This window comes from Peptococcaceae bacterium 1198_IL3148, from assembly GCA_036763105.1.
GTDB lineage: Bacteria > Bacillota > Desulfotomaculia > Desulfotomaculales > Desulfohalotomaculaceae > JBAIYS01.
Window position 1 is genome coordinate 1 of record JBAIYS010000020.1, and the last position, 23,590, is coordinate 23,590.

The 23,590-nt window shown below is 39.6% G+C and carries 23 protein-coding genes, 2 tRNA genes, 1 rRNA gene and 1 riboswitch; of the genes, 18 read left to right on the top strand and 8 right to left on the bottom strand.

Going from position 1 to position 23,590, the window contains the following annotated elements; genetic code table 11:
- Window positions 1-22: 22 nt before the first annotated feature.
- Window positions 23-136, top strand: a 5S ribosomal RNA gene (gene rrf, locus V6C27_14130).
- 311 nt (window positions 137-447) lie between these two features.
- Window positions 448-2,079, top strand: coding sequence for a peptide ABC transporter substrate-binding protein (locus V6C27_14135; protein ID MEG6617541.1), 1,632 nt, complete (start codon window positions 448-450; stop codon window positions 2,077-2,079).
- A gap of 65 nt (window positions 2,080-2,144) precedes the next feature.
- Here V6C27_14135 and cydB read toward each other — a convergent pair whose 3' ends face one another.
- Window positions 2,145-3,191: a cytochrome d ubiquinol oxidase subunit II gene (gene cydB / locus V6C27_14140; protein MEG6617542.1), complete on the bottom strand. Its 1,047-nt coding sequence runs from the start codon at window positions 3,189-3,191 to the stop codon at window positions 2,145-2,147.
- A complete protein-coding gene (locus V6C27_14145) occupies window positions 3,191-4,537 on the bottom strand; it encodes a cytochrome ubiquinol oxidase subunit I (protein MEG6617543.1) in 1,347 nt (448 codons plus the stop codon). Before V6C27_14145 ends, cydB begins: the two co-directional genes overlap by 1 nt.
- 170 nt (window positions 4,538-4,707) lie before the next feature.
- Here V6C27_14145 and V6C27_14150 point away from each other — a divergent pair, with 170 nt between their 5' ends.
- The 8 genes from V6C27_14150 to gdhA all read left to right on the top strand — a co-directional run bounded on the left by V6C27_14150 (window position 4,708) and on the right by gdhA (window position 11,388).
- Complete coding sequence (locus tag V6C27_14150; protein MEG6617544.1) at window positions 4,708-5,958, top strand: putative DNA modification/repair radical SAM protein; 1,251 nt, start codon at window positions 4,708-4,710, stop codon at window positions 5,956-5,958.
- Between the two features lie 13 nt (window positions 5,959-5,971).
- Window positions 5,972-6,709, top strand: coding sequence for a TIGR03915 family putative DNA repair protein (locus V6C27_14155; GenBank protein ID MEG6617545.1), 738 nt, complete (start codon window positions 5,972-5,974; stop codon window positions 6,707-6,709).
- Between the two features lie 162 nt (window positions 6,710-6,871).
- Window positions 6,872-6,946 (top strand) — tRNA-Asn (locus V6C27_14160).
- Between the two features lie 3 nt (window positions 6,947-6,949).
- Window positions 6,950-7,025, top strand: a tRNA-Ile gene (locus V6C27_14165).
- A 353-nt stretch (window positions 7,026-7,378) separates the two neighbouring features.
- Window positions 7,379-7,489: riboswitch (TPP riboswitch) on the top strand.
- A 64-nt stretch (window positions 7,490-7,553) separates the two neighbouring features.
- Complete coding sequence (gene thiM, locus V6C27_14170; protein ID MEG6617546.1) at window positions 7,554-8,354, top strand: hydroxyethylthiazole kinase; 801 nt, start codon at window positions 7,554-7,556, stop codon at window positions 8,352-8,354.
- Between the two features lie 18 nt (window positions 8,355-8,372).
- The gene (thiD, locus tag V6C27_14175) at window positions 8,373-9,185 is read left to right on the top strand and encodes a bifunctional hydroxymethylpyrimidine kinase/phosphomethylpyrimidine kinase (GenBank protein MEG6617547.1); all 813 of its coding nucleotides are present in this window, start codon (window positions 8,373-8,375) and stop codon (window positions 9,183-9,185) included.
- 26 nt (window positions 9,186-9,211) lie between these two features.
- Complete coding sequence (gene thiE / locus V6C27_14180) at window positions 9,212-9,847, top strand: thiamine phosphate synthase (protein ID MEG6617548.1); 636 nt, start codon at window positions 9,212-9,214, stop codon at window positions 9,845-9,847.
- Window positions 9,848-10,053: 206 nt separating this feature from the next.
- Window positions 10,054-11,388 (top strand): NADP-specific glutamate dehydrogenase, encoded by a 1,335-nt coding sequence (gene gdhA / locus V6C27_14185; protein MEG6617549.1) that lies wholly within the window; start codon window positions 10,054-10,056, stop codon window positions 11,386-11,388.
- A gap of 66 nt (window positions 11,389-11,454) precedes the next feature.
- On the opposite strand, the gene V6C27_14190 is transcribed toward gdhA, so the two are convergent.
- Window positions 11,455-12,648 (bottom strand): Xaa-Pro peptidase family protein, encoded by a 1,194-nt coding sequence (locus V6C27_14190; protein MEG6617550.1) that lies wholly within the window; start codon window positions 12,646-12,648, stop codon window positions 11,455-11,457.
- Window positions 12,649-12,990: 342 nt separating this feature from the next.
- Between V6C27_14190 and V6C27_14195 the strand changes: the two genes are divergently transcribed.
- On the top strand, window positions 12,991-14,610 hold the full coding sequence (locus V6C27_14195; GenBank protein ID MEG6617551.1) for a methyl-accepting chemotaxis protein: 1,620 nt from the start codon (window positions 12,991-12,993) through the stop codon (window positions 14,608-14,610).
- 128 nt (window positions 14,611-14,738) lie between these two features.
- Here the strand turns inward: V6C27_14195 and V6C27_14200 are convergent, their stop codons facing one another.
- Window positions 14,739-15,278: a GGDEF domain-containing protein gene (locus V6C27_14200; protein ID MEG6617552.1), complete on the bottom strand. Its 540-nt coding sequence runs from the start codon at window positions 15,276-15,278 to the stop codon at window positions 14,739-14,741.
- Window positions 15,279-15,679: 401 nt separating this feature from the next.
- On the opposite strand from V6C27_14200, the gene V6C27_14205 reads away from it, so the two are divergent.
- From V6C27_14205 to V6C27_14220, 4 genes are all read left to right on the top strand, one after another.
- A complete protein-coding gene (locus V6C27_14205) occupies window positions 15,680-15,856 on the top strand; it encodes a hypothetical protein (protein MEG6617553.1) in 177 nt (58 codons plus the stop codon).
- Window positions 15,857-15,954: 98 nt separating this feature from the next.
- A complete protein-coding gene (locus tag V6C27_14210; protein ID MEG6617554.1) occupies window positions 15,955-16,533 on the top strand; it encodes a hypothetical protein in 579 nt (192 codons plus the stop codon).
- Between the two features lie 448 nt (window positions 16,534-16,981).
- On the top strand, window positions 16,982-17,155 hold the full coding sequence (locus tag V6C27_14215) for a hypothetical protein (protein MEG6617555.1): 174 nt from the start codon (window positions 16,982-16,984) through the stop codon (window positions 17,153-17,155).
- A 173-nt stretch (window positions 17,156-17,328) separates the two neighbouring features.
- Complete coding sequence (locus tag V6C27_14220; GenBank protein MEG6617556.1) at window positions 17,329-17,574, top strand: hypothetical protein; 246 nt, start codon at window positions 17,329-17,331, stop codon at window positions 17,572-17,574.
- Window positions 17,575-17,741: 167 nt separating this feature from the next.
- Here the strand turns inward: V6C27_14220 and V6C27_14225 are convergent, their stop codons facing one another.
- Both V6C27_14225 and V6C27_14230 read right to left on the bottom strand, forming a co-directional pair.
- Entirely contained in the window at window positions 17,742-18,008 is a 267-nt protein-coding gene (locus V6C27_14225) for an aspartyl-phosphate phosphatase Spo0E family protein (protein MEG6617557.1), read from the bottom strand.
- A gap of 127 nt (window positions 18,009-18,135) precedes the next feature.
- Window positions 18,136-19,029 carry a hypothetical protein gene (locus V6C27_14230; GenBank protein ID MEG6617558.1) on the bottom strand — a complete coding sequence of 298 codons (894 nt, stop codon included), beginning with the start codon at window positions 19,027-19,029 and terminating at the stop codon, window positions 18,136-18,138.
- A 309-nt stretch (window positions 19,030-19,338) separates the two neighbouring features.
- On the opposite strand from V6C27_14230, the gene V6C27_14235 reads away from it, so the two are divergent.
- Entirely contained in the window at window positions 19,339-20,337 is a 999-nt protein-coding gene (locus V6C27_14235; GenBank protein MEG6617559.1) for a Fic family protein, read from the top strand.
- Window positions 20,338-20,868: 531 nt separating this feature from the next.
- On the opposite strand, the gene V6C27_14240 is transcribed toward V6C27_14235, so the two are convergent.
- Entirely contained in the window at window positions 20,869-21,513 is a 645-nt protein-coding gene (locus V6C27_14240; protein MEG6617560.1) for a hypothetical protein, read from the bottom strand.
- A 190-nt stretch (window positions 21,514-21,703) separates the two neighbouring features.
- Between V6C27_14240 and V6C27_14245 the strand changes: the two genes are divergently transcribed.
- Together V6C27_14245 and V6C27_14250 are read left to right on the top strand one after the other, a co-directional pair.
- A complete protein-coding gene (locus tag V6C27_14245) occupies window positions 21,704-22,276 on the top strand; it encodes an RNA polymerase sigma factor (GenBank protein ID MEG6617561.1) in 573 nt (190 codons plus the stop codon).
- Window positions 22,269-23,006, top strand: a complete 738-nt coding sequence (locus tag V6C27_14250; GenBank protein MEG6617562.1) for a DUF4367 domain-containing protein — start codon at window positions 22,269-22,271, stop codon at window positions 23,004-23,006. Before V6C27_14245 ends, V6C27_14250 begins: the two co-directional genes overlap by 8 nt.
- On the opposite strand, the gene V6C27_14255 is transcribed toward V6C27_14250, so the two are convergent.
- On the bottom strand, window positions 22,999-23,394 hold the full coding sequence (locus V6C27_14255; GenBank protein MEG6617563.1) for a DUF6147 family protein: 396 nt from the start codon (window positions 23,392-23,394) through the stop codon (window positions 22,999-23,001). The genes V6C27_14250 and V6C27_14255 overlap by 8 nt on opposite strands.
- Between the last annotated feature and the right edge of the window lie 196 nt (window positions 23,395-23,590).

Here is a 23,590-nt window from a genome sequence, read left to right on the forward strand (position 1 = left end):
ATGTAAATTGAAAATAAGTTTTTCTGGTGGCTTTGCCGCAGAGGGTACACCCGTTCCCATACCGAACACGGAAGTTAAGCTCTGCAGGGCCGATGGTACTTGGGTTTATCCCTGGGAGAGTAGGTCGTCGCCAGAATTAATTTTTAAGGGGCTGTTGCAAGAGTTTGCAACAGCCCCTTTATGTACTGAATATAAAACATTCATTGAAGCAACCAAACGAACCCCAGGTGTCTTTTACCTTTACTTTTTAGATAAAAGGTTAATTTAAAGACCCGGCACCTGCTGCAGGTGGCGAACGATATATAGTGGCGCAGCAAAAGACACCGGCTGAGAACGAAAAGGTTGCTTAGACGAAACCAGCCTTTTTTATTTCTCAAAATGGGAATGGTTATTGGCTGAATCGAGAATAAATAATATAGACAGATACATCAATAAGGGGACTGAAAAATGAACAAAAAGCTTTGGCTTTTTTTAGTGTTTGGCATATTAACAATGGTCTTAATAGTTGGTTGTGGAGGCGATGATGGAGATAATGCTGCTCCCACTGCACCGGAGGAAAAAGTTATTCGCCACAATTATGGGCCACAACCAGAATCAATAGATCCGGCTTTGAATACAACGGTAAACGGCGGTACATTAATTATTGCCAATTTTGAAGGATTAACCAGCTTGGATGAACACGATCGCCCTGTGCCCGGGGTGGCCAAGAGTTGGGAGTTATCTGAGGATGGAACAACCTATACCTTTCATTTAAGAGAAGATGCCCAATGGTCCGACGGCCAGCCAGTAACTGCTAAGGATTTTGCCTATGCTTGGAAAAGGGTGCTGGAGCCTGGAAGCAAGGCCAAATATGCCTATCAGCTATTCCATATCAAGAATGCTAACAACTATCATCAAGGTAAAGCCACCGCAGAGGATTTAGGTATTAAGGTGGTAGATGATCACACGTTAAAAGTAGAGTTGGTTGCTCCCACACCATATTTTTTAAATATAACCGCCTTTCCTACTCTTTTTCCAGTGAGGGCGGATATCATTGAACAGCATGGAGAGCAATGGACGAAAAACCCAGATACCTATATCGGCAATGGCCCCTTTAAGTTGGTGGAATGGCAGAGCAACGAACATATGCGTTTTGTTAAGAATAAATATTATTGGAATGCCGATGCCATTAAAATTGACGGTATTTATGAAACCTTTATCCCTGATGCCAACAGTATGTTGGCATCGTACCAAAATGATGATATTGATATTATTGAACAGGTGCCGTTGGAGCAATTGGATCAGCTAAAAAAAGAATCCAAAGAACTACAGATTATTCCACAATTAGGCACTTATTACTATGCCTTTAACGTTACCCAGGCACCCTTTGATGATGTCAGAGTAAGAAAAGCTTTTAACGTGGCCTTAGATAAAGAAGTTATCACTGACCAGGTGAGAAAATCTGGAATTGCCGCCGGCGCATTGGTACCACCAGGGGTCCCCGATGCCGAAAGCGGTAAAGAGTTTCGGGAAGTGGGTGACCAATTCTTTGCCACTAAAGCTGAACCAGAGAAAGCTAAAAAACTATTGGCAGAGGCAGGTTATCCCGATGGTAAGGAATTTCCGGCAGTTACTTTGACTTACAACACTGAAGAAGGTCACCAACAAATAGCTGAAGCGGCGCTGGAAATGTGGCAGCAAAATTTAGGTATCAATAACATCAAGCTGGTGGGCCTGGGGAAAAAAGAGTTTATAGCAAATAGACAAAAGGGCGATTTTCAAATTGCCCGGCATGGTTGGCTGGGTGATTATGCTGACCCAGCGACCTTTTTGCAACTATTTATCACCGGTAATGATAATAATAGTACCCAATGGAGCAACAAAGAGTTTGATGAACTAATCGCTAAATCCAGAATGTCTACATCTGCAACAGAGCGGATGAAATTATTACATCAGGGAGAAAAAATGATTCTTAATGAGGCCATAATCATTCCGGTGTTCCATTACACTGAAAACATCATGATTAAGGACCGAATAAAAAATGTACACAAGTCGTCCCTTGGGTTTACCTACTTTGATAAAGCAGAGATGGCATCATAGGCAGAAAGGAGGCTGTTGCAAAATTTTGCAACAGCCCCTTATTGCTAAATAACCAAATCTATAAACTATCCTGGTAGATTAAACTTTGAACCGCTGGCTGGCTTGGTTACAGTGGTGCCACCGAACTTTCTATATATATAACCAGTGTAGGCAATAACCAGTGGCATGCCGATTAATGCCAAAATGAGCATTACATTTAAGGTCAGTTGAGAGGACGATGCGTTATAGATAGTTAAACTGTTAGCTAAGTTGTTGTTAGCCGGTACCAAGTAAGGAAACAAACTGACCGCAGCTATTGCCATTACGCCGGTGATGTTTAGGGCTGAGGCCAAAAATGGTTGCCAGCGGGCGTCTTTTTTAAGTGCCACTGGGTAATAGAGCATGCCAGCCAACGCCATTACAGGCAGAATGAACAGCAACGGCTGATGGAAAAAATTTTCAAATAACCTAGGGGTGCTGATATAACTCCAGATGGTACCAATGGTAAATAATATTATATAAGCTAACCAGGCGTTGCGTCCCCACCCACGGGCCTTTTGACTTAAGGGGCTGTCGGTTTTAGCGATGAGAAAAGCAGCTCCGTGCATGGTAAACATCGCTAGACTTACTAATCCGATAACAATGGCATAGGGGTTTAATAAGCCAAAGAAGGTGCCAGCAAAGTTATGTTGGGCATCTAAAGGAATTCCCCGCAAAATGTTGCCCACCGCCACCCCAAACAGTACCGATGGTAAAATGCTACCCAAACTAAAGCCGATGTCCCAAACTTTTTTCCACCGAGGAGTATCCAGCAGGTGCTGAAACTCGATGGAGACCGCTCTGAAGATTAAGGCAAAGAGCAGTAACATCAAAGCTAAGTAAAAACCGCTAAAGACAGTGGCATAAACCATGGGGAAAGCAGCAAAAATTGCTCCACCACCGGTTAATAACCACACCTGGTTACTATCCCAAAAGGGCCCGATGGTATAGAACATAGCACTGCGCTCGTGGTCATCTTTGGTAAACAAATGTAAATTACCAATGCCCAAATCAAATCCGTCCAACAGAGCATAGCCAGTAATTAAAACAGTCACTAAAAGAAACCATATTGTCTGCAATGTAGCCAGTGTCATTACATACGCACCCCCTTAGTGGATGGTACCGATTCGGTGGGACCTTCTGCAATTTTTCTCTTCAACAAGAAAATCCAAACGGAGAACAGCACTGCGTAAATAGCGATAAAAACAATTATTGATAGCAAAACCTGTGCTGCTGGTACGGTAAAGGAAGCGCCTTCAACAGTTTTCATTAGCCGATACACAATCCAAGGTTGCCGTCCCACCTCTGCTGCTATCCAGCCCAATTCGTTAGCGATAAAGGGCAGTGGTATGCAAAACATTAATAATTTTAAGTACAGTGGGTTTTGGTAGATAGTGCCTCGCCGCAAAAGGTAGGCACCCAACAGGGTTGTGCCGATAAATAGCACCCCGAGGCCCACCATTAAGTGAAAGCTTATAAAAGTGATCCCCAAGGGCGGCCATTCTTCTTTGGGATAGTCATTTAAGCCTTTAACTTCAGCACTGGTGTCACCAAAGGCGATCCAACTGAGTAGTTTAGGAATGCCAACGGCAAAGTGAACAGTTCTTTCTTCGCCGTCGGGGATCCCAAAGATCAGTAGAGGCGCCTCGGTTTCGGTTTCAAAAATACCTTCAAAGGCCGCCAGTTTTTCCGGTTGAGTATGGGCAACCTGCACTGCATGGGAGTGTCCCAGCACCCCTTGCATTAGAGAAGCCACTAAAGCCACAATCAAAGCTATTTTTAAACTCTTTTTGGCTAGGTCTAGGTGTCTTTTTTTGAACAAATAATAGGCAGAAATGCCCATGATAAAGAAAGCACCGGTGATTAGGGCAGCATCAACGGTGTGCAAATAACGGGGCACGGTGGATGGATTAAATACCGCTGCCCAAAAATCCGTTAATTCTGCCCGGCCGTTGTTAATATGAAAGCCTGCCGGGGTTTGCATCCAAGAATTGGCCACAATGATCCAAAAGGCAGATAATGTTGAACCTAAAGCCACCATTAATGATGAAAACCAATAGAACTTTTTAGAAACCCGCTCTTTCCCCCAAATTAAAACACCAATAAAGGCTGATTCCAAAAAGAAAGCAAGAATACCTTCGGCAGCCAAAGGAGCACCAAATATATCTCCCACAAAACGGGAATACTCAGACCAGTTGGTGCCAAACTGAAATTCCATTACAATACCAGAAGCTACACCCACCACAAAACTAATGGCAAATAATTTAATCCAAAAATACGACATCTTTTGATAAAGATCATGATTAGTTCTTAAATATAATGTCTGCATAATGACGATTATCCAGGCCATACCAATGGTTAAAGGCGGAAAAAGAAAATGAAAGCCCACCGTCATGGCAAACTGGATACGGGATAATAAAACCACATCCAAAAACTCCATAAGCTAACCCCCTTTTAAGGACAAATGTTTACAAATTTAGTATACATTATGACGGGTTGTCTTTACAACTAATATTTAACAATTAATAAAATATTAATATTAAATGGTAATTTCTATAACCTATGCTATAATGTAAGCGAACATACTTTCTGTTTTGAGTGGGTGAAGAGATGGACTTAGCTGAAAAGTTAAAAATACTATCCGACGCTGCTAAATACGATGTTTCTTGTTCATCCAGTGGCAGTAAACGCAAAAACACAACCGGTGGTGTGGGGAATGCAGCGGCCAGTGGTATTTGCCACAGTTGGACCGAGGATGGGCGCTGTGTCTCGTTACTTAAAATCCTATTTTCTAATTGCTGTTGCTATGATTGTGCTTATTGTGTAAATAGAACATCAAATGATATTCCCAGAGCCACCTTTACTCCCCAGGAGGTGGCTGACTTAACGATAAATTTCTATCGTCGCAATTATATTGAGGGGCTTTTTTTAAGTTCCGCCATTATTAAAAATTGTGATTACACTATGGAAATGTTATTGAACACTGTGAAAATAATTAGAAAGGTACATCGATTCAATGGCTACATTCACCTCAAGGCTATTCCTGGGGCCGATTTTAAATTGATAGCGGAAGCTGGCAAGTATGTAGACAGAATGAGTGCCAATATTGAATTGCCAAGCGATGGCGGCCTTAAACTACTGGCCCCCCAGAAAAAGCAGACCGATATCCTTGGTTCAATGGAAAGAATCAGTGAAAGAATTACTGTATATAAAGAAGATCGCAAGCTAACCAACAAAACAGTTCCCTTTGTGCCAGCGGGACAAAGTACTCAGTTGATTGTTGGCGCCACCCCTGATCACGATTTAAAGATTCTTCAACTGTCAGAGAACTTGTATAGGAATTATCAACTGAAAAGGGTATACTACTCGGCCTATGTGCCAGTATCCAACGACCCTAAACTGCCGATGCTTAAAGCACCGCCACTGGTAAGGGAAAATCGCCTTTATCAAGCCGACTGGTTGTTGCGCTTTTATGGTTTTTCCGCCCAAGAATTACTGGATAATAACAATCCCAATTTTGATTTGCAATTGGATCCTAAGTCTAATTGGGCGTTAAGAAACCTGCATTTGTTTCCCTTAGAGGTAAATCGGGTGGATTATGAGCTGTTGTTGCGGGTTCCGGGAATTGGAGTTATTTCAGCCAAACGCATTGTTGCCGCCAGGCGTTTTGCTGCCCTAAGTTACGAAGATTTAAAAAAAATAGGGGTGGTGTTAAAGCGGGCCCGTTACTTTATCACCTGTCGGGGTAAGTATTATGGTGAGGTACCCTTTAAAGAGCATACCATTCGTCAACGCATTATTAGCCCCCAACCATCAGTCGAACAGCTGACGATGTTTGATGGCTTAGGATATAAAAATTAGGTGGTGTTGTTAATTGAACATTTACATTTATGACGGCAGTTTTGAGGGTTTGTTGACAGCCATCTACCAGGCCTACTATCGGCCGGAAAAACCAGCGGCCATAGTGACCAAACAACGCTTTTCTGACGGCTTGTTTATTATCCCTATTGAGATTAAAACCGAACCAGACATGGCCCGCAAGGTTTCAAAGGCCATTGCCGAAAAAATTTCTCCTACAGCATTGCGTCGTATATACCGAGCTTATTTATCTGAGTTGCCGGAAATAGAAGATGCAATTTATCGTTACCTGCGATTGGGCTTTAAAATTGGCCGAAACATAGACAAATATCTTTCGGAACAGGCGGTAATGACAATCCATCAAACCAGCCGAAAGGTAGACGGGGAGCGCCACCGAATGTTGGGATTACTGCGCTTTCGTTGTACAAAAAACAATATTTATTACGCCACAATGGAACCGGACTTTAATATACTGGCGCTGATTGCTCCACATTTTGTCCAGCGGTTGGCCGATCAAAATTGGGTAATTCATGATATAAAAAGGGGGTTGGCGGCTTTTTATAACGGCAACCCATGGGTAATGGTGAAGTTAACAGCGGTCAAACAATTTAATTATGCAGCAAGCGAAGAATGTTACCAACAATTATGGAAGGATTACTATAATAGTGTTACTATAGCTAGTCGTAAAAACCCGAAGTTGCAACGGCAATTTATGCCGGTACGTTATTGGAATCATTTAATAGAAAAACAATAAAAGATTGCGATCGAGCCTCAACATTAACTTTACGCATTTTTATCACCTCCCATTGAGTTTATTAATAATTCTGTCAATATTGACAAAATCTTGCAAAAGTTAGATTTTTTAAGATAAACTTGACATAAAAGCGCGAAATTTTATATAATAGAAAAGCACCGTTCCTCGATAGCTCAATGGTGGAGCAACCGGCTGTTAACCGGTAGGTTGTAGGTTCGAGTCCTACTCGAGGAGCCATTTGGGCCCATAGCTCAACGGTTAGAGCGCCCGGCTCATAACCGGTCGGTTCTAGGTTCGAATCCTAGTGGGCCCACCAATAGAAGAGGGAGTATTGCTAGCGGCTTTAGCAATACTCCCTTTTTATATAACATATTTAATGTTTATAAATTCTTGCCGGCTTCAGTGTTTGCGGCTTGTCACAATTCCCTTCGATATGTAGGTGTTATATAATTATATCAACATGATCTTTTTGACCCCTATACTAACCCTGGTACAGACTTAATTGTGGACCAATATTACCACGGCATCGACTATAGCTTAGATTACTATGATGCCAATGATTATACTGATGATTTTGGCAGCGGTTTTGACGACTTTGGTGGGGGCTTTGGCAATAATTTTTAGTGACATCCCTTGAATTCCCCCTAATAATCAACTATACTTTTAATAGTTTAATATATTGGGAGCTTGTGGAAGCAGGCTGAGAGTGCGGCTAAACCGTCGCAGACCGATTGAACCTGTTGGGTAATGCCAGCGTAGGGAAAGTAGTTAGGTATTTTATGGGCACTTTGCTTTACGCAAGGTGCTTTTTTATTTTACCGAAGGGAATGATAAATTAATGGATTTGAAAAAGGTTGTTAACAATTTAGAGCTAGTGCGGGAAATATGCCCACTGGTTCACAACATGACAAATGTGGTGGTGACAAATTATACTGCCAATGGTTTATATGCCTTGGGAGCAGCACCGGTGATGGCTTACGCTAGGGAAGAAGTGGCTGATATGGCCAAAATAGCCGGAGCGGTAATGCTTAACATTGGTACTTTGGATGAGGCACAAGTGGCAGCGATGATCATTGCTGGCCAATCTGCCAACGCCAATGGTGTGCCGGTAATTTTTGACCCCGTCGGTGCTGGCGCAACCCCTTATCGCACCGCTGTGTCCCAAAAAATTCTTAAAGAAGTCAATATCTCTATTTTAAGGGGTAATGCCGGCGAAGTTGCCAACGTGATTGGTGAAAACTTGGCCGTTAAAGGGGTAGATGGCGGTGACGTTGGCGGTGATACTGTGGCCCTGGCTCAATTGGCAGCTAATAAATTAGGCACAGTGGTGGTCATCACCGGTAAAGACGACGTGGTTACCGATGGTCAAGTAACCTATGTCATCCATAACGGCCATGCTATATTAACTAAGGTTACTGGCACCGGTTGCTTGTTGTCCGCTGTGGTGGGAGCCTTTGCTGCAGTGGAAAAAGATTTGACATTGGCGGCCACATCAGCACTGGTTTACTATGGGGTGGCGGCAGAAATTGCTGCTGAAATGAAAGCCCCAGCAGGTCCCGGTAGTTTTCAAATAGAGTTTTTAAACCAGTTGGCCAAGGTGTCTGCTGGAGAGATAATGAAATATGGAGTGGTAGAAAAACTTTAGTAGAAAGAAGGCTAATAAATGAGTAACACATACAAGGCTTTGACCATCGCCGGATCAGACAGTGGCGGTGGTGCTGGCATTCAAGCGGATATAAAGACATTCCAAGAATTGGGTGTATTTGGTATGTCAGCTCTAACTGCTGTTACCGCCCAAAACACATTGGGTGTGCAAGGGGTATATCCCTTGCCGGTGGAGGCGGTAAAACAGCAAATACAGTCCATTGGTGAAGATTTGGGAGCGGATGCGGTAAAAACAGGTATGCTGTTCAGTGGTGAAATTATTCAGGCAGTGGCTGAAATAATCCAGCAGTTTGAACTAAAAAACTTGGTTGTGGACCCAGTGATGATTGCCAAAGGTGGTGCTTCATTACTGCGAGATGAGGCCGTTAGTGCGTTAAAGCAACACTTAATTCCGTTGGCCACAGTAATCACCCCCAATATACCGGAAGCAGAGGTTTTGGCGGGAATGACAATCCGCACCATGACCGATAAACAACAAGCCGCGAAAAAGTTATTGGCCTTAGGTGCTAAGTATGTGGTCATTAAAGGTGGACATAGCACTGACAGCGATGGGGCCATAGATATGCTCTATGATGGTCAGGAATTCACCTATTATAAAGGTATGAGAATTAATACTGACAACACCCATGGCACCGGTTGCACCTTCTCTGCCGCCATTGCTGCAGAGTTGGCCAAAGGCAAGGGTGTAAAAAAGGCGGTACAGGTGGCTAAAGAGTTTATTCAAGCGGCCATCGAAGAAGATATGGGTATCGGTCACGGCCATGGGCCAACGAACCATTGGGCTTACCAAAAAAGAAAGCTAGGTGTTTAACGGTGCCAAGAATCTCTAGTGTAAAAATGCGAGAACTGTTAAAGTTGTATTTCATCATGGGTACTAACAATTGCCGCCAGCAACCATTACAAGTTCTTAAAGACGCCATTGCCGGCGGTATTACCCTGTTTCAATTTCGGGAAAAGGGAGCCAATGCCTTAACTGGTGAAGCTAAATACCAGTTTGCCAAAAAAGCACAAGCACTTTGCCAACAGGCCGGGGTACCCTTCATAGTTAACGATGATGTGGATTTAGCGTTGGCCCTCGATGCGGACGGGGTGCATGTGGGCCAGGATGATGAAATGGCCGCCAACGTGCGTAAAAAAATTGGGGATAAAATTCTGGGTGTATCGGTACACAATTTAGAACAAACCCGCCTAGCCATCGAACAGGGAGCAGATTACGTTGGTTTAGGTCCGGTGTTTCCCACCAACACCAAAGCCGATGCCAAAGCGGTTCAAGGGACCACCCTGATAAAATCCCTAGTGAAAAATAACATCCAAATACCGATAGTGGGCATTGGTGGCATCACGCCTAAAAATGCCAAAGAAGTAATGGCAGCAGGTGCAGATGGGGTATCTGTAATCACCGCCATCAGTTTGGCTGATTCGGTTTTCTACAGTACTAAGAAGTTGAAGGAAGCAGTTTTGTTGAACAATTAAATTAAGCAATTAATATTATTGGGGGTAACTGATCATAATAACGTCATGGATTGCTGTACTTAACTCCTCCGCATGATTTCTGGTAAAATTAAAATAAAATCTTTTAAATGCTTTAAAAATTTATTGTTTTTTAGGTGACTAGAAGTTAATTTGTGGTAAGATAAGATCAATTGCATTTGTATCAGTTAAATGGAGGTTGTTTAAGTATGAGTTATGCACAAGAGGTTCTAGAGCAGGTTAAAAAGAGAAACCCCAATGAACCAGAATTTCACCAAGCAGTAGAAGAGGTATTAGAAACATTAGAGCCGGTTTTAGAAAAAAATCCGGAATATCGTGAACTGGGTATTATAGAAAGAATTGTAGAGCCTGAAAGGCAAATAATCTTTAGAGTGCCTTGGGTAGACGATAATGGCAAAGTGCAAGTTAACAGGGGTTTTAGAGTACAGTTTAACTCAGCAATTGGTCCATATAAAGGTGGCATTAGATTCCATCCCTCAGTTAATTTGGGTATTATCAAATTTTTAGGGTTTGAACAGATTTTTAAAAATTCCCTTTGTGGAATGCCAATTGGTGGGGGTAAGGGCGGTTCTGACTTTGACCCCAAGGGTAAGTCAGACGGCGAAATTATGCGTTTTTGCCAAAGCTTTATGACCGAGTTGAGCAAATATATTGGGGCGGATACAGATGTACCTGCCGGTGATATCGGTGTAGGCCCTAGAGAAATTGGCTATATGTATGGTCAATATAAACGTTTGCGCAATGTCTTTGAGGGTGTGCTAACAGGCAAAGGTTTGACTTATGGTGGTTCATTGGCCCGAAAAGAAGCCACAGGATACGGATTGGTATACTTTGTTAATCAAATGCTCCAACAAAAGGGAGAATCACTATCCGGAAAGTCGGTGGTTGTTTCCGGCTCTGGCAATGTTGCCATTTATGCTGTGGAGAAAGCCCAGCAACTAGGCGCTAAGGTAGTGGCTATGTCTGATTCCAGTGGCTATATATATGATGAAGACGGTATAGACCTAACAATTATCAAAAGATTAAAAGAAGTAGAGAGAAAACGCATTGGCGAGTATGCTAAAGAAAGACCAGGCACAAAGGTGGGAGATTCCTCCAAAGATATTTGGTCAGTAAAATGTGATGTCGCTCTCCCCTGTGCTACCCAAAATGAGCTAGATGAAGCTGGTGCTAGAAAATTGGTAGATAATGGGGTGTTGGTGGTATGTGAAGGGGCCAATATGCCTTCCACTCCAGAAGCAGTTAAAGTATTCCAAAGAAATAATGTGCTTTTTGGACCAGCCAAAGCAGCTAATGCTGGTGGCGTGGCCACATCGGCTTTAGAAATGACTCAAAATAGCATGAGATATTCATGGACCTTTGAAGAAGTTGATGCTAAACTACAACAAATTATGAAGAACATCTATGAAAATGCTGCAAAGGCAGCTAAGGAATACGGATTAGAAGGTAACCTAGTGGCGGGCGCCAACATTGCTGGGTTCTTAAAAGTGGCAGAAGCAATGAAGGCCCAAGGCGTAGTATAAATTGAATAAAATAACTAAAACTCACTGGCCATTAAATGGTCAGTGAGTTTTTTTATATACACCTATTTAAAATACTGGCATTAACCCTGGGTGATCTCCAGTAATACAGCGCCCGCCTTCGGGGGTAATGATAAAAGTATTTTCAATTCCTACCATGCCGATGTTCGCAATCCCCTTTTTAGGTTCTACCGCGATAACCATTCCTTCCTGCAGTGGTTCATCAAAACCCTCAGCAATGACAGGGAATTCATCAACTAACAGACCAATACCATGTCCTAAAAATTTAACCTGCCGCTTACCAAAGCCCATAAAGTTTTCCAAAAACTCGGCACTAAGGTTATTGATTATTGTGCGGTAAATATGTGACGGAATTGCGCCAGGCTTTAACATCTCAGCAATTTGGTTTTGTATCGCTACACACTGATTGTGGGTGGAGGCAACTTCCTTTGATGGGGATTGACCAAACATGTAGGTCATGGTTTTATCGGTATGATAACCATCTACCCCACAACCTATATCAATATAGACCAGATCGCCCTGCTTCAGCTTGCGATCACGATTGCCGAATAACGGAACTGCCGGGCTCAAACCAACATTGCCACTGGGGCCATCAAAATAGGTGGGATAGATAGAGGAGGTACCAAAGCCCACATGCCCTAGCAGCATCTCAGTGTCAAACATTCTAAACCGGGTTAACCCGTGGTGCCCGGCACCCATCAGGGAGGTATAAATTTGTGTTGCCAGTTCAGCTTCACTTATGCCGGCCACTAACATTTTAGGTACCGTTTCTTCCAGGATTTGTTGATGGATTTTTCCAGCCTGTATTAATAAGGACAGTTCATAAGGGCTTTTTATTGCCCGTACCGCAGCTAATTGTCTGTCCACTGACCGCACATCAGCGATTGGAAAATGCTTTTTGAACCGCTGAAATAGTGCTAAAGGTATGGTCTCGGTTTCTAGATGTACCACACTGGGAAGATTCTTAGTGGCTGCAGCCGCATCGCGAAAACTGTGCATGGGTTTAATTGGGGCAAAGGGTGATTCGGCCAGTGCCCGTTCGTAGCTACGCCGTACCCAAAAAACCGCTTCATCGTCGCGGGAAATCAACAACATGCCATCTTGCATTGTGCCAGTGAAATAGTATAAATTAATTTTACTAAAGATAACCACCATTTCCCAATTAGGACATGATAAATCCATTTGGGACCGCAAACGGTTTAACCGATTCTGAAGTTCAGTCTTTGGTACTCTATCCATAATAACTCCTTTGCTCTTTATAAAATATATTTTTATATAATAGCATATATAAGGGGTTTGATAAAACAATACGCTAACAGCTTTTTCACAAAATGTTGCAGATTTGCACAACATTATGCAGAACTGCAACATTTTTATTTATCTCCAGTAATTATAACACATTAATTATAAAATTTTCTAAGAGGTGGATTGCATATGTTGCAATTTGGCAACAGGTAATTAACAAAACAGCGCATATAGACTGTAAAAATAGGCTTAAAAATTGGCATGTTTATTGCATCAAAATGTGGCAGAATGGGCAAGTTTGCACAATCACAATATTATGCAAGTTTAGGAGGTTATGTTTTGATTAAAAAAAGATTGCAAAAGTTTCTAAAGCTTTTTAAACTGCAAAAGACTGAAGGAATTAGAATAACAGTTGGTACTAAAATTTTTTTTGGTTTTGCCATCGTGTTAGCATTGACAATGGTTGTTGCAGGTATTTCTTTTATACAATTCAAGTCCTTAAACAACAATTTTCAGCAAGTACCCGCCTTAACAGATGACTTAATAAATGCTGAAAAAATTAATTATAATCTAATCATGCAGGAAGCTGCCTTTAGGGGCTTTATTGCTTACAATGACCCTAGTTATTTAGATGTATGTAAAGAATATAGTCAAAAAAATACAGAACTTTTAGAGCAGACTTTAAAAAACGTGGGTGAAGAATATAAAAAAGATATACAAACATTGCAATTATTAAATGGTAACTACAATGGTGTGATTTTAAAAGCTATAGCACTTTTTGAAGAAGGAAAAAAAGAACAGGGTACTGTTGTAGCCACCGCTGAGGGACAAAGTATTGCCAATGAATTAATGACCATAGTTAGTAGCTACGCAACAGACAGAGAAAAACAAATTAATGGTATTGTGAGCATTGCACATGCTTCATCTCAAAAGTCCCAAAATTTAATATTAATTGTTTTCTTAATTACCTTTGCGGTAGGGATATTGGTAAGTATAATTATTTCTAGACTGTTGACTAGGCCAATAAAGGTGCTTACTGAAGATGCTATCACTATGTCTAAAGGTGATTTAACCGTCCGAGTGCAAGGAATTAAAACAAATGATGAGATTCAAGATTTGGCAACAGCATTTAATGACATGTCAAATGCCCAGTACAATGCTATGTTAAGAATTAGGGATAGTGCTGAGAGCCTAGCCGCCCATAGTGAAGAAATGACAGCCTCCAGTGAGGAGGCCAGTGCAACAATAGTAGAGATCGCCAGTACAACGCAAAATGTTGCGGCCATAGCTAAACAAAGTGCTATAAATTCTGAAAACACAGTTAGTGCATCAGAACAAATAAAGGCCTCTGCTTCTCAAGGAAACAAATATGTACAAGATGCGGTGGCTAAAATGGGTAACATAAATAACACATCAAAGGAATTGGCATTAACAATTCAAAAATTAGGTAAATGTTCTAATGATATTGGACAAGTAATTGCAGTGATTTCAACAATAGCCGAGCAAACTAATTTATTAGCATTAAATGCTGCCATAGAGGCGGCGCGGGCAGGGGAGCAGGGTCGCGGTTTTGCTGTGGTGGCAGATGAAGTTCGTAAACTGGCTGAACAATCGGCAAGGTCAACTAACGAAATTGCAAGTATTATTACAGAAATACAAACAGATATAGAAATAGCGACCAGTAAGATGGATCATGAAACGTTAGAAATTGAGGAAGGGGTACAGGTTGTTAACCAAGCAGGTATCGCTTTAAATAGTATTATTCAACAGATTGATTATAGTGTAGATGCCATTAAACAAATTACCCAAGGGTCCTCTGACTCCAGTGAAGGGATAAAGCAGGTGGCATCTGCCACTGAGCAAGTTACCTTGACTGTTCAACAACAAGCCATTGCTTCACAGGAACTGGCAAAAATGGCCGAAGAATTACGATCTTTGGTTGGTAAGTTTAGGTTATAAAAAAATGCATATATTAAGGTATCCTTTCATTCGTGTCACTGTTTTTCATTGCATATATTTTTAAACGTCAAAAATAGTCTTAAACCATAAATTTAAGACTATTTTTTGTAATTATGTTTCAGTTTTTCTTATAAGCCGCTGGTATATCTTGGTCCACTTCGGCGATGGATGATATTCTTTTCTTGATACATTTTTTTATCCACACGATTTACGGTATCAATAAATGTTTCACCCTTTAATTGTTCAGCAATGCCGATGCTAACTGTAATAGGGATTTGGGCTTTGTTTGCAATAATACAATATTGTGAGATATCAGCCTTTATCTGATCGGTTAAATTTTGAAACTTCTGCTTATTTTTGTTGCAAAGAATTACTAAAAACTCATCTCCACCCCAGCGGATAGTGAAACCTTTGTTTTCTGAATACCTTTTGAGCGTATCGGCCACCACCTTAATTACTTTGTCACCACAGTGGTGACCGAATTTGTCGTTGATTTGTTTTAGATTGTTTATATCTACCATCATCATAATTAGATTAGGGGCTGACAACTGCTGAATATATTTATGGAAATATCGGCGATTAAATGTTCCGGTTAATGCATCGGTATAGGCAGCTACCTCAAGGTTTTCCTTTGCCTTAATTAGTCTGCGGGTGATTAAAAGAAACAATGACATTATCAAACTTGCGAAGATGTTGTCAATATTTGTCTGATAAATTGATAAATAGCCAGTTAATAAGATAATGTATGCAAAAATGAGGTAAATAGATAGGTTAAAAGGTAATCTGGTGGGGATAATTAGAACTACCAAGTATGCTAAGGGAAGAAATGGACTGGTGCCATTTCCAGAACCGACTATCAGCAACAAACTGGTGGCGATGTCTACAAATGTTGGGATAACAATGTCTAGAACGGTCCAATTTGATTGCCTTAATCTGATGCTAAGCCATAATATTAAACTGATATATAAAGCAAAGCCCGTGAAGGTATAGTAATTATACAGGTTGTTATTGGAAGCTACCCAAAGGCAAAGCAAGTGGTAAAGAAGATGTTATATATGTCTTAGCACGATTGGCCGAACAAGACGAGGTAGACCATGTAATACGCTGGATGCAAAAGGCTATTAAAAAACGCAATGATTACCCGCCCAAAATTACTTTTAAAAATCCTAACGGTCGTAAAAAGTATGCAGACAAAGCTAAAGTAGAACACAAAGAGAAAATATACGATTCTGTTTTAATGAGCTAGTCAACTGAACAAGCCGTTGTGGGGATACAAAAACATATTTGATTTACCAGCAAAATAAAGGGAATTAGAAAGCGATTTTTGGGGAGGGATTTTTTAAGGTGGGATCATGCAAAAACAATAAAAGGAAAAAACAAAAACGCACAAAAAATAGCGTTGAAGAAATTATGATTAAAGACATTCAAAAAATGTTTTTAAGAATGACGAGAGAAAACAGAATACCAGCTGAGATGAATTATGATGATTTACCTTATTCCGTTAAAAAACAACTCATTAAAAAAACTGGTGATTTTAACGGTGATGCTGCCGTTGGAATAGCAACCATGTTATTAATTATCGGTGCAGGAATATCAAATAGTAGCATAATGAAAACAGGTATAGCAGAAAACACAGGTTTCACTGGCGAATATTTAAACGAGTGGTCGTTGCGTATGGCGTGGTCAATAAAGTTAGACTATGAAAACGGAAAAGAAAAATTAGAATTCATGGACAAGGTTTTTAGCACTTCCCATGCAGCATTGGCAGAACTTATTAATTCACCGATGGGATATACACTATCATGTTTTGCTGCTGAGTTATTAGAACCCAAAGAGTTTGTAAAGCACAAATTATCTAAAATCGGCGATAATCCGGAAGCTATGCTAGAGTATGCAATTAATATGTCTAACAAAAATAAATAGGCTTTTTGAGGGCTGGCCCCGTTTAAAAATAAGAACACCCAGTTGCTCAATTTGAGCAACTAATGAATGACAGGGGAAGTAACTCCTATACTATACATTGCAATTTAACAATGTAAACAGGGCAGAAAACGAAAGCAATCGGAAGTTTAGTGTAAATGGAAATTTCCAGCAACCGGATCTCAACCGGTAGCATGATCAGTATTGGTTAGAAAGTCTTGTCACTACTGGCTTTGTGGCCAATTACTAAACTGTAAAAAAATAACTTTATTGTAAATACCCTAAAAAACTAAAATCGTCTATAATCGGGGGAAAAGGGTAAATTGGTAGGTGACATAATGCCTAGTAGCGGAACCATCAAAAAAACCCTCTAAACAAAGTTTAAAGGGGTGGCTTTTATTGATTTTTGTAATTTTAGGTATTTTTAGAAAAGTAGGGGGTGCAGGGGATTATGACTATGGATGCGTTTTCTTATTTTAGAGGTTTGTCATATTTTCTAGGGCAGGAACACTTGAAGCAAAAAAGAATAGTTACACCTGATTTTGCAGGTCTGGAAACAGCTAGAGAAATCGCTTTTTCCGAAGGGTTTATATGGTCTGCTGAAGATCAATTGATTGACAAATAGATAGAGGATTTAAAACCTTATTTTAAACCTGGAGAAGTTGGGATATTTGCAGAAATATTTAAAGATGAAGATGGAGAATTTAGCTATCTCGAGTACCCATATCTTACAATAACTGATCTAATAGAAAAAATATTGAAATAGAAATTATCTACTGGAGAGTCAGTTTTAACAAATTGCGTTTGGGCTTTTTCTGTGAAGGTCGGACCCCAGAGTTTGTTTGTATTACTGATTCTAAAAAGGTAGTAGCGAAATTCAAAGATCTACTTAATCAATTATCTGAAGAATATGAGGTAGAAACCGATAAAGATGGGATTGTTGAAATAAATACAGATGGAAACGTAAACGCACGGTTTTTTAAAAGTGGGCGTGGATACGATGTAGATTTAGAATTAAAAAGTGATTTTAATGCTCTAGTGTAGTCTTTTATTATAGTCATTTAAAAGGCGTTTTTGACACAAGGGGTATAAATCTACCTAACTAACTATTCAAAACGATTCTAGGCACAATTCTGCGCTTCTGAGAGTGAGTTTGCAGACAAGCTAAGGGTGGTGTTATCGAAATTCAATAAATAATTACCCTCTTGCTGCTACTTTTTCATAAAAAAGATCGTAAGTATCGGCAGAACTAGATGTAACGTTAATTTTTTAGGTTTGAAAGCACATAAAACCTTTGTATCATGTTTTAATGAGGCTGCTCCTTGCCTTTTTATTTTGTAATATTCGTTCAACAAGTTGTCGAGCAGTTGGCTAACCTCCACAACATCTTTATGAGCAATCCCTTTTTCGTTGGCTAGCTGGTGCATTTCACTACGCATTTTTTCAATTTTTATCAGTAATTGAGCAAAATCTTTCATGTTCTCCACCTTTTCGCAAATAAACAATAGCGCAATTCTAACATATGCATGTATGGAAAAATGTCGAAAACAGTCTTAAAAATAAAAAGGTGAAAACTATATTTTCACCTTTTTGCTCAAAGATTTTTTATTCTTCACTAAATGCTAACGATGAAGGGAGCTGCTCTTTTTCTAAGCGATCCAAAAGGCGTTGAATGCGGTCTTCATATTCTTTTCTGATGCGCTCGGTTTCGGCCATGGATTTATCTTTCAGGTCTAGCACTTGATCCTTGCAATCAGCTCTTTCCTCGCGCCTTACAGATTCGATTTCTCTTAGTTTTTCTTCTTCTTTAGCATTCAACGTAGCAATGTAATGTTGTTCTTGCTCAGCCAGTTGTTTTTCTAATTGTTCAACCTTTGCTTGCAAAGCATGTGAGCTATTTTTGGCTTCAGAAAGCTCAGCTTGTAAACTATTGTTTTCATGTTTATATTGATCCGCAAGATTTGCCTTTTCTTCAAAACTGGCCGCTTTTTCTTGGGCATAGGCAGCTCTATCCTGGGCTATTTCGACCATCTGGGCATATTGCTTACGTTCCTTCTCGGCATCTACAACTTTCTTTCGCATTTCAGCCAATTCTTTTTCTGCCTGTTCCTTAACTTGGGCAGCTTCACCAATGGCAATTTTCAACTGCTCTTGGGCCTTGTTAACCTCTGTTTCAGCCAGCTCTTTTGTTTCTAACAACTGGGCCTTTAGGTCTTTCACTTCTTCCCGCAGTTTAGATATTTCTTCGCCAGATTCTTGTTGCTTGTCTTTATAATCCCGAACCATAGCAATATAAATTTCCTCAATCCTCCGGACGTGCTGTTGCAGTGGTGCTAGTTCAGGTATGATATCCTCTGACTCCTGGGATATTGTAGTTTCAAAAGTGTCTACCAGGCGTTCAAGTAACTCTTTTTGACTACTACCAAGCTCTTTGGCAAGGGTTTCAAGCCTTGTTCTGGTTTCATCTGTCGCCCTAAAACTAATTGTACTATCTGCCATGTTTACATCCGACCCCCTGTTTACAACATGTTTACCAATGTAAACATGTTTATTTTATGTTTATATTATACTATATATGGGTATATTGTATAATAATAAGCTAAAAATATAATATTTTTCTTTATTTAAAGTGTAAACATCTATATATGATTGTAAACATATTAAACACAAATTATTTATTATAATTACCTTTTTAAGGTAAAATATTATCAAATTTATATATTTATGATAATATTATCACTATGAATGATAACATTATGGGGTGATTTAATGGTCTCGTTTAAAAGAATAGAAAGCATGGTATTACCGATGAGCGTAATACAAGCCATCGCCAAAATAAACGAGTATAAAGGCAAGCAAGAACTATATCAAAATCAATCACCGGCAACTATAAAAACATTACAAGAGATAGCTGTTATCCAAAGTACGGAGTCCTCAAACCGTATTGAGGGCATTAAAGTATCTAATGAGAAACTAAAAGAAATCATGGCACAAAAAACCACGCCCCAAAGTAGGAGCGAGGCGGAAATATCTGGCTATAGAGATGTGTTGGCCACGGTACACGCATCAGCGCAGCATATACCTATTAAGCCAGAAGTTATATTGCGGCTGCACCGGGATATGTATAAATATCTACCTCAACCAGGTGGCGCGTGGAAGGCAACAGATAACATCATTGAGGAAACACGGCCAGATGGCAGAAAGTATGTGCGCTTTGAACCCTTGAAAGCATTCCTGGTACCACAAGCGATGAACGACTTATGTATCACATATAACGGACTAAAGAGTAGGGAAAAGGCAGATGATTTACTGTTAACTTTCTGCTTTATTCTCGACTTTCTATGTATTCATCCATTTCCGGATGGTAATGGCCGTATGTCACATCTTTTAACGCTGCTGCTACTGTACCAGGCCGGTTTCAATGTGGGCCGGTTTATTCCTTTGGAACGAATAATTGAACAAAGCAAAGAAACCTACTATGAAACTCTACAGAGGTCATCGCAAGGCTGGCATGAAGCTAAGCATGATCCCATTCCGTTTATCGATTATTCGCTAGGTGTTCTCTTGTCAGCTTATAAGGAGTTTGAGGAAAGAGTTAATCTTACAGAAAATCAGCGAGGTACTAAAACGCAGATGGTTAGAAATATAATTTTGCATTTTCGCGGGGATTTTACCATGCGTGAGATTGAGGAGGCCTGCCCTAATGTAAGCAGACCAACAATCCACCGGGTTCTGGCTACTTTAAAGAATGAGGATTTGGTGGAATGTATAGTGCCTGGACGTAATGCTAGGTGGAGAAGAAAATAAAATTATCTGTTGCTTAACAATGCTTTTGCAGATTTTAGGCAGTAGTCTACTCCTAATAATTTATTGCCGATTAAAACGAATCGCAACTTATTATAACTGAAATGCCGGAGATTATATAATTAATTTACAATATCCTGTTTACGAGAATGATAAAAAAATCCCGGCGATGCCGGGATTTAATCTGAAAGGAGAATAACCGAGAACCTAAGACCAGAAGTGTGCAATACGACCTATAACTAATAGCAACCATATACAACCAAGTAATCTGTATTGGCTATAAAATGGTTGGTCAGTTTCCTTACGAGGTAGAATATTAGCAAAGTATTTTGGGGTAATTAAACATAGTAAACCAACTATACCCATTGCGGAATAACCAATGGTATGGTGGAGTGTTCTACTAAAACTAAACATCGGATATTGATAGCCAATAATTATGCTAAATACGAATACTAAAATTAGTATTATGTTTGTAATACGCATGAAGTATAGCTTGTTTTTATCTAACTTCATAATATTCTCCTCAATATCTAATTAATTGTACCAAGGTATCCAATGTTCAATTGGAGGTCCGGACAGTGGAGTGTGAATTTCTTCAAAAACAACTCCATTCCAACCACTTCTCTTATAGTTAGAATAAATTTCATCAGCTTGGTAATCGGAGTCCCAGGCACATAATGCTAAAATAACACCGAGAGTGCTATATTTAAATCCTACAAGCGATAAACCAGTAAATATATCAGCTTGTCTATTTAGGTTGTCTATCATTTTTTCAGTTTTCGCAGAACCAAAATATGTTTTCCAGTGAAGTGGTCCTACTTCATATGTCCCTTCACCAGTGGCATTTAACTGTTTATCTTCACCTATGATGTATCCAGTATTCATATCAACACTAAGACCTTGATCTTGGATCTGCTTTAATAATTCTTTAGCACTGTTTACATAATATTTTGCAAACTCATCAGAAACACCTGCTTCGTTAGCAAACTTTTTGATGTCTTTTACATCAAAGTTTTGAGTTCCATATGAATCAGTTTCTAGGTAATCTAATGTAGTCTGTTCAAGTAAAGCTGAACTTGTTATAAGGTCAACTTTATTTACGTTCTCGGCAGCCATAGCACTACCACCAATGCCAAACATAAAGATACAAGTAATGAGAACAATAATTAACTTTTTCATAAATACCTCCTGTTATTTAATATTGCTCCTCGGATACAACTCCTTTCATTCCTTAGATAAGTAAAAAACACTTTCGTTTTAAAAACCGTTCGTAAAATATCTACATTATCCATCATTTAAAAAATAAAGGTTTTATGTCAAATATTATTGAACTATATTCAACCAAATTAAAAACTTTGTGGAGGTTGCCATGTCAGTCTTTAAAAGGCTATTTAACCGAGGAAAAGAAGAAGAGTATAGAAAACTAATATTTGAGCTGTACTATCCAAAAGCCTATAACGCTGCTTACTACTATTGTGGTGATACTTTTCTTGCAGAGGAAGCGGCCCAGGATGCTATTTTTAAAGCAATAACTAATATCGACCAGTTAAGAGATCCAGACAAGATTGAAGCTTGGATTAAAAGCATAGCGGTGAATAACATCATATCTTTGCTAAGAAAAAAGAAAAAAGTGGTTGGCATTGATAATGTTGCTATGCTGGCAGATTCCAAAGATAATATGCCTGAATATGTACTAGATACGCAAGAGACTAGAAATGCTATTATGGCTGCTATAGATACTCTGGATATGATTTCTAAGCAGGTGATCCATTTAAGGTTTTATGAAGAATTGAAAGTTAAGGACATAGCAGTGATAATGGATAAGCCGGAAGGCACGATAAAAACGTTAATACATAGAGCAAAGAATACTATAAAAATAAGATTGGTAGCAGAAGGATATATTGAACAGACTGGGGCGAAAGGGGGTAAAAAAGTTGAGTAAGCACAACGATTATAAGTCAATTGATGAGTTGATAAAACATTCTCTCCATGATAAAGCTAAAAAGGACAAGAATATTGACATAGAAGATGCGTGGGAGAAATTTAATAATAAATATTACCCTGTAAAGAAGAAGCTTTACCGCAAGATTGCAGCTGTTGCTTGCTCTATTTTTATACTTCTGTTTACATCCATAACCTTTCTGCCTAATGAAGTTACTGCAGTAAATAGTAAGGTGTTTGATAATATAAAAAGGTTCCTTGCTGGCAAGGTGCAATCCAACGAAGTTTCCTTTACTGAGAAAGAAAAGGAAAGCACGTTAAACCAGTTGGAACCAGAGGTAAAACGTGCTTTGATGGGTTCTGGATATGATGTTTTGTTGCCGATTGGTTTATCGGATAAGTATTCAATAGACGATGTTACAGTTCAAAAGAATGGTAAACGACAAGAAATTGAATTGCTACTTACCACCGCAGATAACCGTACCACTATTGTTAGGGAAGTTAATGTCATAGACGGTATAAAACAAGGTATCTCTTACGATACTGACGATGCAATTATGAAAAATATTAACATCAGAGGCCAGAAGGCAACCCTGGTTATAAATCAAAAACATAAGATGACTATGCTATCGTGGGTTGATCGAGATATTTTCATAAGCATTATGGGTAGCTTAACCGAAGATGAAATTATTGAGCTAGCCAGTTATCTTACAAGGGTTAATATTAATTAACCTTGTATTTAGTAGACTGAGAGTAATTTGTTTCTACTAAATTTCCTTCGTAAACTTTGTGACTGCAACGTGCTCTATAGTAGCCAGAGCTAACAGACTTAGTACCACTAGCTTTACAATAAGATGTATTGTAAACAGTTTTGGTCCAACTGTCTACTGTGGTCCAACCGCCGGAGGAAGTTTCTTTCTCTAAATATACCGTGGTTACTATTTTATCTACAGCGCTACTTGTTTGAGTTATTCCGGTTACTGTAACGTTGCTATCGTAAGAGTCAATATCACTGGTGCTATTGGCCATGTAGTCATATGATTGTGGCGTCACAATTTCCTTCTCAGCTGCGATAACAGGTTGTCCTAGCAAAAGGAACATTAGTCCCACTAGAACCATAGTTAGATACTTAAATTTTTTAACCATAAAAAAATCCTCCCTTTATTTAGTCTATCTATTAGATAACTTGTAAGCGCTTAATAAACAGGTGCATGGTCACCTAGCCCAAAATATGCGAAAATACCTTCATAAGACTTAGGAATGGAGGTATAAAAGTGTACAACAAGCAAGAAAGGCAAGCGCTTGTTGCCGAATG

Bases quoted from the DNA above. Each gene is read 5' to 3' on its own strand.
- V6C27_14215 (MEG6617555.1), top strand. From the start codon at position 16,982: ATGACTATGGATGCGTTTTCTTATTTTAGAGGTTTGTCATATTTTCTA.
- V6C27_14235 (MEG6617559.1), top strand. From the start codon at position 19,339: ATGAGCGTAATACAAGCCATCGCCAAAATAAACGAGTATAAAGGCAAG.
- V6C27_14225 (MEG6617557.1), bottom strand. From the start codon at position 18,008: ATGAAAGATTTTGCTCAATTACTGATAAAAATTGAAAAAATGCGTAGT.
- V6C27_14255 (MEG6617563.1), bottom strand. From the start codon at position 23,394: ATGGTTCTAGTGGGACTAATGTTCCTTTTGCTAGGACAACCTGTTATC.
- cydB (MEG6617542.1), bottom strand. From the start codon at position 3,191: ATGACACTGGCTACATTGCAGACAATATGGTTTCTTTTAGTGACTGTT.
- V6C27_14230 (MEG6617558.1), bottom strand. From the start codon at position 19,029: ATGGCAGATAGTACAATTAGTTTTAGGGCGACAGATGAAACCAGAACA.
- V6C27_14145 (MEG6617543.1), bottom strand. From the start codon at position 4,537: ATGGAGTTTTTGGATGTGGTTTTATTATCCCGTATCCAGTTTGCCATG.
- V6C27_14245 (MEG6617561.1), top strand. From the start codon at position 21,704: ATGTCAGTCTTTAAAAGGCTATTTAACCGAGGAAAAGAAGAAGAGTAT.
- thiE (MEG6617548.1), top strand. From the start codon at position 9,212: ATGCGAGAACTGTTAAAGTTGTATTTCATCATGGGTACTAACAATTGC.
- V6C27_14150 (MEG6617544.1), top strand. From the start codon at position 4,708: ATGGACTTAGCTGAAAAGTTAAAAATACTATCCGACGCTGCTAAATAC.
- V6C27_14135 (MEG6617541.1), top strand. From the start codon at position 448: ATGAACAAAAAGCTTTGGCTTTTTTTAGTGTTTGGCATATTAACAATG.
- gdhA (MEG6617549.1), top strand. From the start codon at position 10,054: ATGAGTTATGCACAAGAGGTTCTAGAGCAGGTTAAAAAGAGAAACCCC.
- thiD (MEG6617547.1), top strand. From the start codon at position 8,373: ATGAGTAACACATACAAGGCTTTGACCATCGCCGGATCAGACAGTGGC.
- V6C27_14240 (MEG6617560.1), bottom strand. From the start codon at position 21,513: ATGAAAAAGTTAATTATTGTTCTCATTACTTGTATCTTTATGTTTGGC.